This is a genomic window from Desulfocicer niacini (assembly GCF_054657595.1).
In genome coordinates, this window is sequence record NZ_BAAHYK010000029.1 from 54,200 (window position 1) to 72,180 (window position 17,981).

The 17,981-nt window shown below is 49.0% G+C and carries 15 protein-coding genes; 12 read left to right on the forward strand and 3 right to left on the reverse strand.

Annotation, left to right across the window (positions count from 1 at the left end; translation table 11 throughout):
- Positions 1–63 precede the first annotated feature (63 nt).
- Positions 64–1,635, forward strand: coding sequence for an SDR family NAD(P)-dependent oxidoreductase (locus tag ACYQ2M_RS16000; protein ID WP_459917368.1), 1,572 nt, complete (start codon positions 64–66; stop codon positions 1,633–1,635).
- Between the two features lie 320 nt (positions 1,636–1,955).
- On the opposite strand, the gene ACYQ2M_RS16005 is transcribed toward ACYQ2M_RS16000, so the two are convergent.
- The 3 genes from ACYQ2M_RS16005 to pspF form a co-directional block, all read right to left on the reverse strand.
- Complete coding sequence (locus ACYQ2M_RS16005) at positions 1,956–2,648, reverse strand: glycerophosphodiester phosphodiesterase (protein ID WP_459917369.1); 693 nt, start codon at positions 2,646–2,648, stop codon at positions 1,956–1,958.
- A gap of 351 nt (positions 2,649–2,999) precedes the next feature.
- The gene (locus tag ACYQ2M_RS16010; protein WP_459917370.1) at positions 3,000–3,866 is read right to left on the reverse strand and encodes an HAD-IIA family hydrolase; all 867 of its coding nucleotides are present in this window, start codon (positions 3,864–3,866) and stop codon (positions 3,000–3,002) included.
- 320 nt (positions 3,867–4,186) lie between these two features.
- Entirely contained in the window at positions 4,187–5,230 is a 1,044-nt protein-coding gene (gene pspF / locus ACYQ2M_RS16015; protein ID WP_459917371.1) for a phage shock protein operon transcriptional activator, read from the reverse strand.
- 603 nt (positions 5,231–5,833) lie between these two features.
- On the opposite strand from pspF, the gene pspA reads away from it, so the two are divergent.
- The 11 genes from pspA to ACYQ2M_RS16070 all read left to right on the forward strand — a co-directional run bounded on the left by pspA (position 5,834) and on the right by ACYQ2M_RS16070 (position 17,958).
- Positions 5,834–6,511: a phage shock protein PspA gene (pspA, locus tag ACYQ2M_RS16020; protein WP_459917372.1), complete on the forward strand. Its 678-nt coding sequence runs from the start codon at positions 5,834–5,836 to the stop codon at positions 6,509–6,511.
- A 58-nt stretch (positions 6,512–6,569) separates the two neighbouring features.
- A complete protein-coding gene (locus ACYQ2M_RS16025) occupies positions 6,570–6,815 on the forward strand; it encodes a phage-shock protein (RefSeq protein ID WP_459917373.1) in 246 nt (81 codons plus the stop codon).
- The gene (gene pspC, locus ACYQ2M_RS16030) at positions 6,812–7,258 is read left to right on the forward strand and encodes an envelope stress response membrane protein PspC (RefSeq protein ID WP_459917374.1); all 447 of its coding nucleotides are present in this window, start codon (positions 6,812–6,814) and stop codon (positions 7,256–7,258) included. The genes ACYQ2M_RS16025 and pspC overlap by 4 nt, the downstream gene beginning before the upstream one ends.
- A gap of 65 nt (positions 7,259–7,323) precedes the next feature.
- Positions 7,324–8,694, forward strand: coding sequence for a YhjD/YihY/BrkB family envelope integrity protein (locus ACYQ2M_RS16035; protein ID WP_459917375.1), 1,371 nt, complete (start codon positions 7,324–7,326; stop codon positions 8,692–8,694).
- 225 nt (positions 8,695–8,919) lie between these two features.
- The gene (locus ACYQ2M_RS16040) at positions 8,920–9,948 is read left to right on the forward strand and encodes a FecCD family ABC transporter permease (RefSeq protein WP_459917376.1); all 1,029 of its coding nucleotides are present in this window, start codon (positions 8,920–8,922) and stop codon (positions 9,946–9,948) included.
- A gap of 1 nt (position 9,949) precedes the next feature.
- Positions 9,950–10,792, forward strand: coding sequence for an ABC transporter ATP-binding protein (locus ACYQ2M_RS16045; RefSeq protein ID WP_459917377.1), 843 nt, complete (start codon positions 9,950–9,952; stop codon positions 10,790–10,792).
- Positions 10,765–11,955, forward strand: a complete 1,191-nt coding sequence (locus ACYQ2M_RS16050) for an ABC transporter substrate-binding protein (protein ID WP_459917378.1) — start codon at positions 10,765–10,767, stop codon at positions 11,953–11,955. The genes ACYQ2M_RS16045 and ACYQ2M_RS16050 overlap by 28 nt, the downstream gene beginning before the upstream one ends.
- Positions 11,956–11,958: 3 nt before the next feature.
- Positions 11,959–12,672: a class I SAM-dependent methyltransferase gene (locus tag ACYQ2M_RS16055; RefSeq protein ID WP_459917379.1), complete on the forward strand. Its 714-nt coding sequence runs from the start codon at positions 11,959–11,961 to the stop codon at positions 12,670–12,672.
- A 160-nt stretch (positions 12,673–12,832) separates the two neighbouring features.
- Positions 12,833–14,794 (forward strand): TonB-dependent receptor, encoded by a 1,962-nt coding sequence (locus ACYQ2M_RS16060; RefSeq protein ID WP_459917380.1) that lies wholly within the window; start codon positions 12,833–12,835, stop codon positions 14,792–14,794.
- Between the two features lie 246 nt (positions 14,795–15,040).
- Complete coding sequence (locus tag ACYQ2M_RS16065) at positions 15,041–16,852, forward strand: diguanylate cyclase (protein ID WP_459917381.1); 1,812 nt, start codon at positions 15,041–15,043, stop codon at positions 16,850–16,852.
- 242 nt (positions 16,853–17,094) lie between these two features.
- Positions 17,095–17,958 (forward strand): DNA ligase, encoded by an 864-nt coding sequence (locus ACYQ2M_RS16070; RefSeq protein WP_459917382.1) that lies wholly within the window; start codon positions 17,095–17,097, stop codon positions 17,956–17,958.
- Positions 17,959–17,981 lie beyond the last annotated feature (23 nt).

The window sequence follows — 17,981 nt, forward strand, 5'->3', positions numbered from 1 at the left end:
ATATAATAATTTCATGTTTTTAATGGCCATGCAAATTACCTGGCAGAAACATGAATAAAAAAGGTGAGCATTATCAGTACTAATCCCAACACCGATACCCCCAAAGATACCCTGGCAGCCATTCGCGCCTGTATTCCCATACTTGAACAGATTGTGGAACGATCCGAACTTCTGGCCCATCTTTCCGAAACCGAGCGTATCGCTCTGGTCACGGCGGCGGGCAAAATCTCCCGCCCCGATCGAAAGGAAATAAAAAAACGCAATAAAGAAAAAAAACGACAGCAGAGACAGGCCATCGTTAAGACGGAACGCCACCTGAGGGCCGCCACAGGCATCCGAAAGGCACGGGAAACCGACGTTTTTATAGCCCCGGAACAGATTACCTTTACGGGGAATCCCCCGGAATGGGAAAATTCAAACCAAAGCCTGGAAACGCCTCGAAACTGTTATGTGTGCAAGGCAGAGTTCACCAGACTCCACCATTTTTATGATGCCATGTGCCCGGACTGTGCAGAATTTAATTACCAAAAACGCTTCCAGACAGCCTCTTTAAAGGGTCAGGTGGCCTTGATCACCGGTTCCCGGCTTAAAATCGGCTACCAGGCCACCTTGATGATGCTCCGGGCCGGTGCCAGGGTCATTGCCACCACGCGTTTTCCCAAAGATTCGGCCCTGCGTTTTTCCCGGGAAACGGATTTCTCCCAATGGGGCCACCGGCTCCAGGTCTATGGCCTGGATCTGCGCCACACCCCCAGTGTGGAATTGTTCACCGACCACATCAAAGAGACCTACCAGCGCCTGGACATATTAATTAACAATGCCGCCCAGACCGTGCGCCGTCCCCCGGGGTTTTATGCCCACCTCATGGAAAATGAAGCAAAGGAGATGACACTGCTGCCCCGGGAGGCCCAGTCCCTTCTACAGCAGCACCAGACCTGCATTTCCCAGCTGGAATACGGAAACACCGACAATGTGGCCAAAGAAAAGGCCCTGCCCGTCACATGGAACGGTGCTGCCCCCGGGGTGGGGCTGCGCCTGTCTGCCCAGCTCTCCCAGATCCCATACGCCTATGATCACTCCCTGGATGTACCAGAAGTATTTCCGGCGGGCAAACTGGATGCAGATCTCCAGCAGGTGGATCTGAGAAAAACAAATTCCTGGCGACTGCGACTGGGAGAGGTTCCCACCGCTGAAATGCTTGAAATACAGCTGGTCAATGCCGTGGCCCCCTTTGTGCTGTGCAACCGGCTGGCAGAGCTGATGAAGAAGGACAATACCGGTCAGAAGCACATTGTTAACGTGTCTGCCATGGAGGGCAAATTTTTAAGATTTAAAAAGGGAAGCCGTCATCCCCACACCAATATGGCCAAAGCTGCCCTGAACATGCTCACCCACACGGCAGCCAGTGATCTGGCCCGGTATGGGATTTTCATGAATGCCGTGGACACAGGGTGGGTGACAGACGAAGACCCAGTAGTCCTGGCCCGATTAAAAGAAGAACACCATGATTTTCAGCCCCCCCTTGATATAGTGGATGGTGCCGCCCGGATCTGTGATCCTTTTTTTAACGGCATCCTCACCGGCAAACACTGGTGCGGCAAGTTTTTAAAGGATTATTTTCCCATTGACTGGTAATCAATGATCACCTTTTGGGAGAATTGATAGCAACCCTGGCCACCACCTTGGGGGTGGGGTCAGGCCTGCGGTTATGATTAAGCCGTTAACGGAGATATAACCAATGCGTTTTCCACGGATTCAAAACAACTGGCTTTATTTTTTTAATGGCACTACTGCTTACCTGTCTTTACGCTGCAACCTTTGTAAACTACCTGCTGTTTCACACCCTGTGTGAAGTTTTCAGCATAAATGCGCCAGAAAGCATTACCCAGACTATAACATTTACGATGATCAAAAGGCTATTTTCATTCTTTGTTGTGTCTGTGGGAAGATGCCCGCTATATGGCCATAAATCGGGCCGGGAAATTGGTAAACACACCGTCCACCCCCATCGCTTTCAAACGATTTTTATCTTCCAGGTCATTGACTGTGTACACCAGGAACCGATATCCTTTTTCATGTGCCGACCGGACAAATTCAGGGCTGGTGTTGTCTATATCCAAATTTAAAGACCAGAGATCCAGGGAAAGGGGTGCAATAATATCTGCGTAATTCAAAGGAGTGTGGGCCATCAGGGCCGCCATGCGGCACACTTTGTTAAATTTCCTGAAATTCACCAGTTCATGGTGATTGAACGAACTGACCACAAACCGGTCAAAGGTGTACCTGCCCTCCTTGACATACCGGTTTAAAAGACAGGCGGTTTTTTCGCTGGTTCCGGCACTTTTCAACTCCACATGAATTTCAATGCGGTTGTCCACCAGGTCCAGAACCTCCTGGAGGGTGGGAATTTTTTCTTTTTCTCCGGCGTCAAGGCAACGAAGCTCATCAAAGCTCAGCGTCGAAACCAGGCCCTTACCATCGGTGGTGCGATCCACCCGCATGTCATGGATGACCACAAGCTCCCCTGTGCGGCAGACCTGTACATCCAGCTCCAGGGCATCGGCCCCGGCCTGAACGGCTTCTTCAAATGATTTAAGGGTATTTTCCGGGGATGTCCCGGCGGACCCTCTATGACCGATTATCAACATCTAATATCCCTTTCTCTCATGAATTAAATTTTCCGGGGTTGGCCATAACATTGGCCACTCTGGGCTGGGGTCAGTCTTAACGGCAGCCGGATTAATTGTCCAGAATTTCCCGCACTTTAATGGCCAGCTCTTTCTGGGAAAAGGGTTTTGCAATAAATTTAACGCCTTCATCCAATACCCTCAGTGCCCGATGACATTGGCGGTATAGCCGGACATGAACAGTATTTTAAAATCCGCGTTCATGGCCTGGAACTCAGCGGCCAAGTCCCAGCCATTCATCTCCCTCGGTAAGACGTGATGATCCGGTTTTCCTGCAGCTGGAGCAACCGGTGTGAGGCTTGATCCCCTGAATCACCCCAGAGCCTGAAAAACCAAATCCGGCCGGACATGGGATTTTTCCACCATTTCAGCAGTGGTCACTCCGGTGAGAACCAGGGCCGAGCGATAGCCGAAATTCAAAGCTCCCTGGACATCGGATTTGATGAAATCACCGGTCATCAACACCCGATTTCGGACAATCTGTCTGCCATATCGCTGTTCAAGCAGCGCATGGGTTTTCTTGAATATGGGGGCAAAGGGTTTCCCAAGATAAAAAGGGGCCACCTTTATCCCATAGCTTTCCAGCACATGGGAGATAAACCGCCCCACCCCGCCGGCACCGATGCACAGCTGCCCGGCATTGCCCGGGTAATACTCATCGGGGTTGGGTACAATCAGGGGGGCTTGGGGTTTTTTCACAAAAAAATTCACTGCGGCATTGATGGCGGGTTCCCAGTCATAGCCCTTTTCCCCCACAATAATGCCCTGACACTGGTCAATCTGATCAAGATTTCTTGTTGTGGACAGGCCTGCTTTTTCGGCAAAACAGGGGGTGCCCAGGTTGCCCATGATGAAAAAAGGAGCCAAAGATGGCTTTTTTCCCCGGAACAGCTCAACCAGGCCGTCGGCACAGGAGACAATCTCTTCGGAATGAACATCAATGCCCGAGGCATTTAAAATCTCTGATTTCTCCCACGTGGAATGATCTCCATCATTGGTGAGTAGATAAAAGGGCATTTTTTCCTTGCGGAGCAAAGCCAGTAACTCCCTGCTGCCCGGGGCTGCCCGCCCTTTGACAAGAAGTACTCCGTCAATGTCAAATACAAGGGCATCCAGTTCTTCGCGGTGGGAGGAGAGCCAGTGCTTCAGGGTGGGTATGATATTTATTTTTTGCGCCATTGTTTTAAAGATCCTGGTTGGGTATCGGATTCTGGATTTTGGGTTCTGGCTTTTTAAAAGCATAAATCCCGTTAATAATGGTTGTGCCGTTGGCATCCTCCATATCAGCTCCAAAGGAATTTACACGTTTGGGGCAAAACCTCCAGAAAAATGGGATTATTACGCCAAGCGGTGTAAACTTGATAAAAGAGAAATGCCCAGCATTTAATACCATAACCTTTGGCTACTGGTCCACTAATTGTGGCAAATGAGCGGTGGTATGATCAAGCCTGCACCCTCTGTAATTAAGCGTCGAACCAGGAAAGTGGGAATGGGCACATTCAAGACAACAGCTGGACCTTATGTTTCCGGTACAGACCCCGGAGTTGATCATAGGAGATGCCAAGCTGTTTCGCTGCTTTTTTCTTATTATAGCGGGTGCTTTCAAGGGCATTTTTCAACAGAGAAATCTCCAGGGCATCCCTGGCTGCCGGCAATGATACTTCCGGAATATTATTGGCAGTTTTGTTGCGGGCGGTGGCAATGTCTGGGGTTCGCTTTGACGGGGATGCCTCTTTCCGCCCCGGAACCTCATAAGGGGAAATAAAGGGATCAAAAACGATCTGGTGAATCACCCGGCCCCGGGCCCTGTAAACCGCCCGCTCCACCACATTTTTTAACTCCCGGACATTGCCATGCCAAGGATGGCTTTCCAGATGTTCCATGGCCTGACGGCTGAATTCAGGGATGTGATCCCGGCCAAGCTCGTAGGACATACGCACGGCAAAATGCCGGGCCAGCAGGGGCACATCTCCCTTTCGTTCCCGCAGGGGGGGCACAAACAATACCTCAAAGGAGAGGCGATCCAGCAGATCTTCTTTAAACCGCCCCTGGCGAGCCATGGCCGGAAGATCGGCATTGGTGGCGCTGACAATGCGGACATCCACCTCCAATGGTGCGGAACCGCCCACCCGCTCAAATTCCCCATACTCCACCACCCGTAAAATTTTTTCCTGGACCTCCATGGGCACGGTGCCGATTTCATCCAGAAACAGGGTTCCCTTGTGGGCTGCCTCGAACCGGCCGGTGCGGCGCTGGAGGGCCCCGGTAAAAGAGCCTTTTTCATGGCCGAACAATTCCGTTTCCACAAGGGAAGGAGCAAGGGATGCACAATTTAATGTCACCCTGGGACCCTGCCAGCGCAGGGATAAAAAATGCAGCCGAGCCGCAGCCAGCTCTTTACCCGTACCCCGTTCCCCAAGGATGAGCACGGGCCGCTCTATGGGAGCCACCCGGGACAAGCGCTCCTGGAAATCCAGAAACGCTTCGGACTGCCCCAGTGCCTCGGTGGGAGTCGATTGCTGGGCATAGGGATGAGCGTTCATGGTTTTTTCACCATAATATGGTTAATATCCAAAATTTCATGGATTATCACTAACAGCCCCCTTTTACATGGTCAAGGTATTTTTAACATGTGTTTTTTTATAACCCCACATATCCTGCCGAACACAACGAAACATGGGGCGTAGACGCGGAGCCAAATGGCAATATGCCGCCGCCCCCCCGACGGGCAATGGCCCCGGACCGGAACTGTAGACAGCTCGATTGTCCGGTTCCTATTGCCCATCGGGGGGGCGGCTCTGCTGAAGTTGCTTTGGAGGCTGCCTTTTCATATAAAACATACATGGCTATAACCACCAGCCACAACGAACAATGAAAAAGTAGTGCTGTTAGAACCCAGTACCTAGAACCCAAAACCCAGTACCCACTGTTTCATATAAGAAAGCATGCATGGCAGTAACCACCTGCCACAAGGAAAGTTAAAACGCTCATCATTGCGTTTTTTGTCAGTCTGGCACTGTTTCTGCATATAATTAAACCAAAAGAACAAAATGGGGTCAGGCTTGGCTTATGGGCTTTATTGTTCTGCAACAAAAAGCCAAAAGGATTGGTCCCAAAAAGAGTAACCATTAGATGGAGAATTTATCATGGGTATATTCACAAGATTCAAAGACATTATCACGGCCAACATGAATTCCATGCTGGACAAGGCAGAAGATCCGGAAAAAATGATCAAGATGATGATCCGGGAGATTGAAGACACACTGGTGGAGCTGAAAACCTCCTGTGCCGGGGCCATTGCCAGCAAAAAAAAGGTTCAGCGGAACCTGGACAGTGTCCGGGAACGACTGGATCAGTGGAACACCAGAGCAGAACTTGCCGTCATCAAGGGACGGGATGATCTTGCCCGGGAAGCCCTGCTTGAGAAACGTCGATTCGCAACCAAAATCGACAACCTGGAGCAGGAATTCACCCAACACGCCTCCCTGGTGGATCAATACCAGGAGGAAATCCGACAACTGGAAGATAAGCTCAAAACCTCCCGGGAAAAACAGCGCATGCTCGTGCAACGGCACATCCACGCCCAACGCAAAAAACAGGCACAGAAAGATATCCGGCGCATGGACAACCACGAAACCCTGGCCCGGTTTGATCAGATGGAAAGCCGCATCGAACAGATGGAGGCCGAAGCCGATCTGGTAAACTATGGTACAAAATCAAATCTTGACGAGAAATTTGAAGAGATTATCATAGATGATGATATTGAAAAGGAGCTTAACCGCCTGAAAGCTGCCCGCTCCAAGGAAACAACCCGGCAGGACTGATTCCAGGAACGCCTGGTGAACTTTTCACCAGGCATGAACCCCACAGGAGATGATTTTTATGCATCATGTTTTAACCACAGGCATTGTTTTCAGCGGTATCATTCTTTGCCTGCTCATCATTGCCGGAACCCTTTTGATGATCTTGCGCATGCGTCAGACCGGCACCTTCAGCAGGGACAAAAAAACACAGAATGAAGAAGCCGCCATGATTCAGGAAATATACAACGGTCTGTCCAGGATGGAGCACCGGGTGGAAGCCCTTGAAACCATTCTCATGGAATACAAGGCAAAGGAGACAAAATGAGGAGAGGGCATCAACAACAAAAATGGCATCACAGGACCTCTCCCCGTGGGTTTGGCATGGGGAGGGCATTTGGTCCCAGAAATTCCGGGGGTATATTTCGTTCCCGAAATGGCGTCATCATGGGGGTATGCAGGGGGATCAGCGAGTATTTTAAGGTGTCTGTGGTCTGGGTACGCATTATATTTGTGGTAACCCTATTTTTCAGCGGGCTATGGCCTGTCATCGGCATCTACATTGCGGCCTCTTTTCTCATGAAACCAAGGCCGGTGAGACCCCTTGAGACCGATGGAGAAAAGGACTTTTATGACACCTATGTCAACTCCAGGACCGGGGCCATCCGCACCTTGAAAACACGGTTTGAATCCCTGGAAAGACGCATCCGCCGCATGGAAGACACTGTGACTGGCAGTGAATTTGAGTGGGATCGGAAAATGAACACCTGACTGCCAGCAAGAAAAAGCGATGATCCCTGTCAATCTTATATGGGCACAAAGGATAATAACAGCATATGTTTAAATATAAAAACCTGCGGACCGCCCTGAAAAATCGAATGAAATATCTGCTCTGGGAACAAAACCCGGCCAAGTTGGGGCTTTCCCAGCGCATTGTGCTGCGACTCATCCAGACCATTATCCTAGTCATCCAAGATTTCACAACCAACCAGTGTCTGCTGCGGGCATCGGCGCTGACTTATTACACCATGCTCTCTCTGGTTCCCCTTTTAGGACTTACCTTTGCTCTGCTCAAGGCCTTTGGGGTTCAAAATCTTTTACAACCCTGGATCATCGAAAAACTCAATGTGGGGGATGGCCAGGTGGCCGAAGCGATTCTAGGGTATATAAACAACACCCAGATGACCCAGCTGGGAGCCTATGGTCTTGTGTTTCTGATCGTTGCGGTGGTATCTCTTTTGACCAATGTGGAAAAAACCTTCAACCATATCTGGGGAGTTGAAGGGGTACGGCCCCTGCTGCGGCGCTTTTCCGATTACCTGTCTGTGGTTCTCATCGCTCCGGTATTAATTATCAGCGCCATCTCCATGACTTCAACCCTGGCCAGCAACAAAGTGGTTCAACAGCTAATGACCCTTCAGTTGGTGGGGGACTCCATTTTATTTTTTTTCAAGGTGGTGCCATTTATTTTCATGTGGCTGGCTTTTACGGGACTCTATGTTTTCATGTCCAATATCAAGGTGGAATGGCACGCCGCCTTTGTGGGCGGCATCGTGGGCGGCACGCTGTGGCAGCTGGCCCAGTTGGGATATGTCCATTTCCAGGTGGGGGTGGGGAAATACAACGCCATTTACGGCACCATGGCGGCCCTGCCGATTTTCATGGTGTGGCTATACATTTCCTGGGTAATCGTGCTGTTTGGCCTGGAAGTCTCTTATGCCCGCCAGAACCTGCGGGCCAATGGACGAAATCTGCGACGATTCCAGGTCAACCACAACAGTTTTGAACAAATGGCCCTGGCCCTTCTGATCATCCTGGCAGATGGGTTTTCCAGGGGAGAGCCTCCGTTAAGCCACGAACAGCTGTCCCGGCACCTTGGCATTCCTCCCCGGCTTTGCGGGCGGATCATTCATCTTCTAAAAAAAATCGGCTTTGTGTCAGAACCCTGTACCACCGGTGAAATTCGCACCTGTCAGCCGGGCCGTTCCCCGGAAACCCTCACCATAGCGGAAATCTTTACCAGAATACGCCATGCCGGAGAGGTATCCTGCCACCTTTACCCCCGCGCCCACACCAGCGTGGCGATGAAAATCTGCCAACAGGTTGAAACCTTAATGAAAGAAGGGTTAAAGGAAATGACCCTCAACGATCTGGTATTACGTTGTCGGGAACCTGAAGCGGCTGCGTCGCCTCCAATAAAGCCCTGAAAATCCAATTGACATTGAATTCATATTATACTAAGACACTCTCAATTAACATCCTGAAGGATGTAACGCAAAAATTTTAAGTAAACAACCGGCTCCAAAATGTCGGGCTGTTTACATGAAACCAAATTGAGATAAAGGCCACGAAGGCCGGTTGGGAAATTTTTCTCCTTACCGTTCCTTACGTGGCCTTTTTTATTTTGGTAACCCCCAGAGATGATATTCAAAATGAATGTTTTAAAGTTAAACCGACTGACAACCCCTGGATTCCTCTTTCTTTTACTGCTGGGAATTGCACTTTTCTGCATCCAATGCGGGACTTATGCCATTCCATTTCCCACGGTAATTAAAACCCTCTCCTCCCACATTTTCTCCATACCCCAGGTTTCATCCATACCTGCCTTGAACCACACCATCCTCTGGAACATCCGCCTTCCCAGAACACTGCTGGCCATTCTGGTGGGCATGGCGCTTTCCACCTCCGGAGCGGTTTTTCAAGGTTGCTTTAAAAATCCCCTGGTGGAACCCTATATTCTGGGAATCTCTTCCGGGGCGGCGTTTGGTGCCACCCTGGGCATTGTCTTTCCTGCTTTTTTTCTTTCGGTGCAGATTCTGTCCTTTATTTTCGGCTTCCTGGCCGTAAGCATGGCCTATGCCATGGCCCGGGTCCGGGGAGAAACCCCGGTGGTCATCCTGGTTCTTTCCGGCATCATCACCGGATCCATTTTTGCGTCCCTTGTGGGCATCATGAAATATCTGGCCCAGGACACGGCCCTGCGGGAGATTGTGTTCTGGCTCATGGGCGGATTCTATTATGCCGGATGGCGGGATGTCTTCGTGCTTTTTCCCATTATTTTAACCTGCTTTATAATCATATGGCTTTCCGGATGGAAGCTTAATGTGCTCTCCATGGGCGACCAGGAAGCCAAAAGCCTGGGAATTAATCCAGAAAGAAACAAATTCATGCTTATTACCCTTGCAACCCTGATGACGGCCGCTGCCGTCTCCTCGGTGGGTATCATTGCCTGGGTGGGTCTCATGATCCCCCACACCACGCGCATGATCACAGGCCCTGACCACCGCAGGGTCATACCGGTTTCAGCCATCCTGGGGGCCATTTACCTCATTGTGTGTGACACCATTGCAAGAACATTGACCCATGCCGAAATCCCCATCGGCATCATCACTTCCCTTGTGGGAGCTCCCTATCTTTTCTTTCTCATCAGAAGCCGGGGACAACGGATTTTTGGAGGATAACATGCTTTCCATTGAAAACATAAGCTATGCCTATGGTTCAACCCCGGTTCTGGACAACATCTCCTTTCACCTGGAAAAGGGAGAACTGTGCGGTCTTTTCGGCCCCAATGGCACGGGAAAAACCACCCTGTTTAAATGTTGCCTGAAATTCATCTCTCCCCATGCCGGCCGCATCTGCTTTAAAAATAAAGATATAACGCATCTGAAAACAAAAGAAATGGCAAGAGAGGTGGCCTACGTCCCCCAGACCCATCACCCGCCGTTTCCCTTCACCGTGGAAGAGATGGTACTCATGGGCCGAACCCCTCACTTGAATCGCTTTTATCGGCCCGGAGCCACGGACAAAAAAAGCGTTTGCCAGGCCATGGAACGTATCGGCATTTCCCATCTTGCCGCCCTTCCCTATGACATTCTTTCCGGGGGCCAGCAGCAGATGGTGCTCATTGCCAGGGCCCTGGCCCAGGACACGGAACTGATTTTTCTGGATGAACCCACGGCAGCCCTGGACTTTAAAAACCAGGTGACCCTGTGGAAAACCCTCAGAAAAATTGCAGACCAGGGTACCACAATTCTGGCCTGCAGCCATGACCCCAACCATGTGGTGTGGTTCTGCCATTCCACTGTGGTAATGGGGCCGTCGGGGATCATGGCCCAGGGCGCCCCCGGCGATGTGATCACCCAGAAGCTCATGAATCAAATTTACGAGGATACCTGCCAGGTTAAAACCGTTGAAAACTTAAAAATGGTGATGCCCAGTGGATTGCCCTGGAATACCGGTGGTGTGGTGCCCTTTCCCATGAATCGAAAAGGAGAAGCATGGAAAAAATCTTTAAAATCAAGATGATTTCACTGTTCATATGCCTGTTTTCATGGACAGCAAACGTCATGGCCCAGACCAACGGGAATGTAACTGTAACGGATTTTCGGGGAAAAACCATTGAAATTCCTCAATCCATTGAACGGGTGGTGACCATCAGTGACGGTATGATCGAAGGCATCATGACCCGGCTTAAGGTGGCAAAAAAAATCGTGGCCATGGGGTCTGCCTGCATTTCCAAAACATGGGCCTATGACTTTCCAGCCGTGGAAGGAAACGGTTACCATTATGGTGAAGGGATGAACCCGGTGGCCCACCTTAATCCCTGGATGGTGGATCTGCCCTTGGTCTCTCAATCGGGATCGGGCATTAATTATGAAATGGTTGCCGGTCTCAACCCGGATCTTATTCTCATCCGCACAGGCTCCTGCTCCCTTTCCATGGGAAAGGATATTCTGGAAAAAAATATTTTTCTGCTGGAATCCCTGGGCATTCCCCTGGTGGTCCTCCATGGCCCCAATACCTTTGACACCCCTGATATCTCCTCCATGACCCGGGAGATCATTCTGTTAGGAGAAATTTTTCAAAAAAAAGCGGCGGCGGCCAGCCTGGCCAATTACCTTGAACAATGTGTGAAAATGGTCAAAAACCGCACCGCCGACATCCCCCCTGCCGACCAGAAAAAAATACTTTTGCTGGGACTTTCTCCCAAGGCCCGGGGCAAGGGAGGAGCCGGTCATGTCAAGGGAGCAGATACCCTCCAGACCTATTTTCTCACCCATTTTGTCCATGCCAAAAATGCCTTTAACGGGAGTGGGGCGTGGAACATCCTCAACACCGAGCAGCTCTTGGCCCTTGACCCCGACGTCATTGTTCTGGTTACGGCCTGGGGCTACCATCCCCCGTCGGAACTTTATGAAGCACCCTATTATCAAAATTTACAGGGCATGCGGGCAGTGAAAAAAAGGGCTGTCTTTGCTCTGCCCTGGAGCCCCTGCAATTGTGAAAAACGACTGGAATACCCCATTGATGTCATGGTCATGGCCCAGGCCGCCTATCCGGAACGATTCAAGGATATTCCCCTTGGTGCCTGGCTCCTGGATTTTTATCAGAATGTTTATCAAGTTGATGTAAAAACCGCCCAAAAACTGAGGTCCTGCCAGTGGATGGACTGGACACACAAGGAGTAATGTATGAAAACTGAACCGTCATGGCCGGATGCCAGCCAGCCCCACCCCATGAAAACAGAAATGAATTTCCATGGGAAAGATAAAGACCCCCAGAGAAAAGCCTTTTTCAATGAAAGGGCCGCCAACTGGCTGGATAAACATTATAAAAATCCTGAAACCAATACCCATGATCGACATTCAAATAAAATTAAGAACATTGTGTCAACCCTCAAGATTCAACCCACCCACCATATCCTGGACGTGGGATGCGGCAGCGGGGTTCTGGTTCCCTATATTCTGGCCCATCTTTCCCCCCAAGGGCGGCTGTTTGAAATGGATTATGCCCGGGAAATGATAGCGACCAACAAGAGGCAGCATGAAGATAAACGACTCACCTTTATCTGCTCCGATGTCCTTGATATGCCCTTTGAATCCGACAGCCTTGATGCCATCATCTGCTTTGCCTGCTTTCCCCATTTTCAGGATCAAAAAAGAGCCTTGAAACGAATGGCAACCTGCTTAAAACCCGGGGGAAGGCTCACCATAGCCCACCTCATGTCTTCAAAGGAAATTGCCCACCACCACAATGGAGAAAGTGCCGTATCCAGCGACACACTTCCAACAAGAAAAGAAATGGAGGCCCATGTCAAAGCGGCCGGCCTTACCATCACCGCGTTCACCGATGAACCCGGCAGCTATCTTTTAACGCTTGAAAAAAAGGTATCCCGTTTGGTGTAAACCGACACCGGGAGCAACCATTGATTGTTTTAAGGCTTAAAAACGCAACATATGGACAAATATTAAAACACAGCCAAACGCCACATGGTGTGTTCAAAAAATCGGGCTTGAACTTTTTACGACGGCATCAAACGCCAACAAATCATTTCAGGAGAGAAAAATGTCAGCTTACACAATCTGTTTTCATCTGATCCTGGCACTTATATTGTCCATGGGGGCAACAACACCATGGGCCCTGGCCCAGGAGAATAGCCAGGCGATAAATACCCTGGGAAATATAACAGTAACGGCAAGCCCCATCATTGAAGGCAACCACACCGATGACTTTGGCAGTGTTAAAACGGTGATTACCCAGGATCAACTGGATGATTTAAATGCCCAGGATCTGGAAACGGCCCTGCGGCTGACCCCGGGCATCAACATGTCTCGCTTCAACCCCGTGGGCTCCTTTGGTGGCGGCGAAGGCGGAGGGGTATTCATCCGAGGCATGGGATCCAGCCGACCGGGGGCTGAGATTAAAATGCTCATTGACGGCGCCCCCATGTTCATGAGTGTATGGAATCATCCCCTGCTGGATTTAATGTCCATTGACATTACACAGAACCTTGAAATTTACAAAAGCCCCCAGCCCCAGTATTTCGGAAATGCCTTTGGGGTGGTCAACATCGTTCCCAAACGAAAAGAAAACGATGGATTCGTCACCAAGGCTCAAATGGCCATGGGCAGCTATGATACCCATGTGGTCAAGGGCGAGCATGGCGGTAAAGCAGGCCAATGGGATTACTACCTGGGAGGTGGATATCGGGAATCGGACGGACACCGCGACAACAGCGATGGAGAACTTAAAAATATCTATGGCCGCATTGGCAGAACACTCTCCGATCATTGGGACCTGACGCTTTTCACCCTGTGGAATGACAATTATGCCAATGATCCCGGTGCGAAAGGTGCCGATGACTCCCTGCGTGAAGGACGGTATGAAACCCGGGCCTGGTTGACCACGGCCACCCTTTCCCATGAATTTGAACAAGCCGTTGGGGAACTCAAGCTTTACCGAACCAAGGGCGAGGGGGACTGGCTGGACCAACCCACCAGCACCACCGGCGTCACCGAGGACCTGTTCAATGATTTTCTCTTTTACGGTGTCAAAGTCAAAGAAACAGTGAACCTGGGAAAAAATGGAAAACTGCTGGTGGGAATGGACTGGGATTACACCAAAGGGGATTATTCCCAGAAATACAGCGATGGCACCACCGATGCCTGGGATGGAGACCATTTTGATATCCTTTCCCCCTATTCGGCGCTCAGCTGGCAATTTGGTCCCGACGATGGCCTGAACGTAACACCTTCGGCGGGGCTACGCTACTATGAACACAGCAACTTTGACAGCCAGTGGGCACCCCACGCTGGTATTGTGGCCGCATACGGACCGGCTGAAATGCATCTCAATTACGCCCGGGGCGTCATTTATCCGGGGCTTGAGGTGGAGGTCATGTCCCAGGCGGTGCTTCCCATGCTGGGAGAAAGCTGGGAGGAGCTAAACCCGGAGATTGTGGATCATTACGAGGTGGGATTTTCCTGTGCATTCAGCCAATACCTTACCACAGATCTCACCTTTTTCTACGAAGACGGCAAGGATCGATATGTGATCGTACCCAGACCGGGGCAAACGCCCATATATGGCAATGTTGAAGCCTTTACGATCAGGGGGATGGAACTTACAGCCAACTGGCAACCCATGGACACCTTGTCCTTTTTTACGGGCATAACCCTTCTGGACCCCGACCCGTCTGATCTGCCCTATGCCCCTGAAACCACCATCAGTTATGGAATGAACTGGCGTTTCCTTGAACGGTTCAAGCTGAGTCTGGATGGCTCCTATGTTTCTTCTGTCCATGTGGGTTCCCAGACAAGAAAGCTCAATACAGAAAACACCGACACCGTTGACAGCTATTGTCTCATCAATGGAAAGCTCAGCTATGTCCTGGATCTGCCCACTTTAAAATATCAATGTGAACTGTTTGTGTCAGGGGAAAATCTCACCGATGTGAATTATGAATATCAAACCGGTTATCCCATGCCGGGCGCCAATGCCATGGTTGGTGTTCAGTTTAATTTATGATCAAAAAAACCTGATTCCGTTGCCCCCACTGCCGGCTAAAAGCCAGATCAGTTGGGGGCGGCATCATGCCTTTTTCTTTATTCATTGTGTCGGTAGGCCAACATGACCGTTATTGAAAGCACCCGTTTAATGTGCTATGTGATCTTTATAAACTGAATATTTCAAAATCCCCTGAAACCCAATATGAGCCCTCTAATATGGCTTGCGCAACTGAAACCATTCATGAACAACCTTGAAGAGGTAGAAATGCATTTACCCAAATTTAAAGAGTGGCAAATTTTAAGTAAAATTATTACCATATCAATCATCAGTGTGACGCTAATGAGCCTGGTAATTCTTTTCTATTTTATGCCCCTGGTGGAACAGAAACTGCTTCAAGAAAAATCAGCAGGGTTGCAAAATGTTGTGGATGTCGCCTACGCTACATTTCATGAGTATGGTAAGTTGGCCCAAAAGGGAGAAATCAGCATTGATGAAGCAAAAAAACAGGTTGTACATCGCATCAAAAATCTACGATACAATGAGCATGATTACTTCTGGATTAATGACATAAACGCCATAATGGTAATGCACCCCATTAAACCGGAACTTGACGGTATTGACCTCACCGATAAGAAGGACCCACAGGGGAAGTATCTTTTCCGTGAATTTGCTGCTGTCGGCAAAAGTCAGGGTTCCGGATTTGTTGATTATATGTGGCCCAAACCCGGCAGCCAAAAACCAGTTGCTAAAACATCCTACGTAAAACTATATAAGCCCTGGGGCTGGATAATCGGCAGTGGCATCTATATTGATGATATCGCAAAAGAAATCAAACGTTTTCGACTGTACATACTATTCGGAATTCTTCTTTTCACCATCTTGACAATATCTTTTGCTGTTGTAATCGGGACCGGCATCACCTCACCACTTAAAAAAGTAATCGAGGGACTTCAGGACATCGCTGGCGGCAAAGGACGGGCAGCACTGACTAAACGCATTGCCATTACTTCCATTGATGAAATAGGCATGCTCTCCGCAGAATTCAACAGTCTTATGGAATCAATCAATAGACTTGCCGTATTCAAAAAAGTAATTGAGGAGGATGACAGCCTGGAAGAAGTGTATCAGCGACTTGGCGATGTATTCACCCAGCAGATTGGAATCAGCCACTGTTTTATTTATGAGATCATCAATTCCAAAAACAAAATGCAAATGACCTACCCAAGCTCCTTTGACCAGGAAGAAATGATGTGCAGCCCTAACATTCTTGATGACAATGATCTATGCAAGGCAAAACGGACAGGTCACACCATTACCTCAAGCATTTTTCCCACCATCTGCAGACAGTTTTCAACACAAAAAGGACAGAATCACCATTGCCTTCCCATTGTAGTCGGAGGTGCCACCGTTGCCGTTATCCAATTCGTATTTGACAAACCGGACAATCAATCAGACCTGAAAGAAATGGAAGCCCAAATATTTAAAGCAGAACAGTACATCAACGAATCCCTGGCAGTTATTGAAACCAAACGTCTGATGAGCTCTCTGCAGGAATCTGCCCTGGTTGATCCTCTGACCGGTTTATATAATCGCCGCTATCTACAGGATTATACGGAAAAGATCGTTGCCGGTGTCCTGAGAAGAGGCAAGTCAATAGGGCTGATCATGTGCGATCTTGACTATTTCAAACAGGTCAATGACACCTATGGACACAGTGCCGGAGACCTTGTTCTGAAAAAAACATCAAAAACAATTCGCCAAAGTATTCGTGAATCAGATATCGTTATCCGTTTTGGCGGAGAGGAATTTTTGGTGGTGCTGCTTGATATCAGCCATGGAGAAAGCATGACTGTGGCTGAAAAAATTCGTCTGAATATCCAGAAACTTAAAATAAAAGTCCCGGATGGTATCATTCAAAAAACAATCAGCCTCGGGGTAAGCGAATTTCCTACTGATACCGAGACCCTTTGGAGCTGTATCAAATTTGCCGATGTGGCACTTTATCGAGCCAAGGAGGAGGGCCGCGACAAATGTGTCAGATTCACCGAGGATATGTGGAAAGAAGAGCAGATTTAAGAAATATATATTGTATAACGTCCATGCCCTGAGGAACAAAACGAATCATTAAAAAACAGTCGCTGTAAAGAACCCAGTACCCACCAGCCACAACCAAAAACTAGATTCTAATTATTACATGACTTTATGCGGAAACCCATATAAAGAAACACAGACAGAATCAAAAAATACCTTTCTCTCCGCCTGGATTGCTATTTTCCCAGGCATAAACGGCCTTTTCGTCCAAATACTAAAGGTTTTTTATGTGCATATTCAAAATACTCAAAAAACGTTCATTCCATAGACTGTTCAGAGCATGTCTGATTCTGTCTCTGTTTTTTTATTCATCCCTTTTTGCAGGGGAACCCGCCCTGCAGAAACCCCAGGTTTATTCCCATGAGGAAGACATCGCAGGATGGGTGATGAGTGAAAAACTGGACGGCATCAGGGGATATTGGGATGGTACCCGAATGTATACCCGGAAAGGCATCCCCTTGAATCCACCGGCATGGTTCACTCAGAACTTTCCGCCCTTTCCCCTTGACGGCGAACTCTGGAGCAAAAGGGGTGATTTTGAATTTATCCAGTCCGTTGTGATGGACCAAACCCCGGGAAAAGGATGGAAACATATCACCTATAATATTTTCGAAGTCCCCATGGGAAAAGGCGATTTCCTCTCCCGGCTCAACCGGGCACGCACATGGTTTAAAGCCCATAAAAATACCCATGCCCGGTTTATCCCACAAATTCGCATTAAAGAGAAATCAAACATGGAAGATTTTCTAAAGGAGGTGGAGTCCATGGGGGGTGAGGGTGTGATTGTAAAAAACCCAGACATTCCCTACCACACCGGGCGCAGCCCCCATATGCTTAAAGTAAAAAATTGTCAGGATATGGAGGGGATTGTTGTCGGCATCAACAAGGGGCAGGGGAAGTACGAAAATGTAATGGGATCACTGACGGTAAAACTTAAAAATGGTATCACCTTCAAGCTCGGTACAGGTTTTTCTGATGAAATCAGACAAAAGCCTCCGCAACCGGGTTCAACAGTGACATTTAAATATCATGGGTTCACCAAAAACGGCATTCCCAAATTTGCTTCTTTTTTAAGAATGAGGCAGGACTGAGTGCCATTGTTCGGTTTTTATTA

Bases quoted from the DNA above. Each gene is read 5' to 3' on its own strand.
- ACYQ2M_RS16005 (WP_459917369.1), bottom strand. From the start codon at position 2,648: ATGTTGATAATCGGTCATAGAGGGTCCGCCGGGACATCCCCGGAAAAT.
- ACYQ2M_RS16010 (WP_459917370.1), bottom strand. From the start codon at position 3,866: ATGGCGCAAAAAATAAATATCATACCCACCCTGAAGCACTGGCTCTCC.
- pspF (WP_459917371.1), bottom strand. From the start codon at position 5,230: ATGAACGCTCATCCCTATGCCCAGCAATCGACTCCCACCGAGGCACTG.
- pspA (WP_459917372.1), top strand. From the start codon at position 5,834: ATGGGTATATTCACAAGATTCAAAGACATTATCACGGCCAACATGAAT.
- ACYQ2M_RS16025 (WP_459917373.1), top strand. From the start codon at position 6,570: ATGCATCATGTTTTAACCACAGGCATTGTTTTCAGCGGTATCATTCTT.
- pspC (WP_459917374.1), top strand. From the start codon at position 6,812: ATGAGGAGAGGGCATCAACAACAAAAATGGCATCACAGGACCTCTCCC.
- ACYQ2M_RS16035 (WP_459917375.1), top strand. From the start codon at position 7,324: ATGTTTAAATATAAAAACCTGCGGACCGCCCTGAAAAATCGAATGAAA.
- ACYQ2M_RS16040 (WP_459917376.1), top strand. From the start codon at position 8,920: ATGAATGTTTTAAAGTTAAACCGACTGACAACCCCTGGATTCCTCTTT.
- ACYQ2M_RS16045 (WP_459917377.1), top strand. From the start codon at position 9,950: ATGCTTTCCATTGAAAACATAAGCTATGCCTATGGTTCAACCCCGGTT.
- ACYQ2M_RS16050 (WP_459917378.1), top strand. From the start codon at position 10,765: ATGGAAAAAATCTTTAAAATCAAGATGATTTCACTGTTCATATGCCTG.
- ACYQ2M_RS16055 (WP_459917379.1), top strand. From the start codon at position 11,959: ATGAAAACTGAACCGTCATGGCCGGATGCCAGCCAGCCCCACCCCATG.
- ACYQ2M_RS16060 (WP_459917380.1), top strand. From the start codon at position 12,833: ATGTCAGCTTACACAATCTGTTTTCATCTGATCCTGGCACTTATATTG.
- ACYQ2M_RS16065 (WP_459917381.1), top strand. From the start codon at position 15,041: ATGCATTTACCCAAATTTAAAGAGTGGCAAATTTTAAGTAAAATTATT.
- ACYQ2M_RS16070 (WP_459917382.1), top strand. From the start codon at position 17,095: ATGTGCATATTCAAAATACTCAAAAAACGTTCATTCCATAGACTGTTC.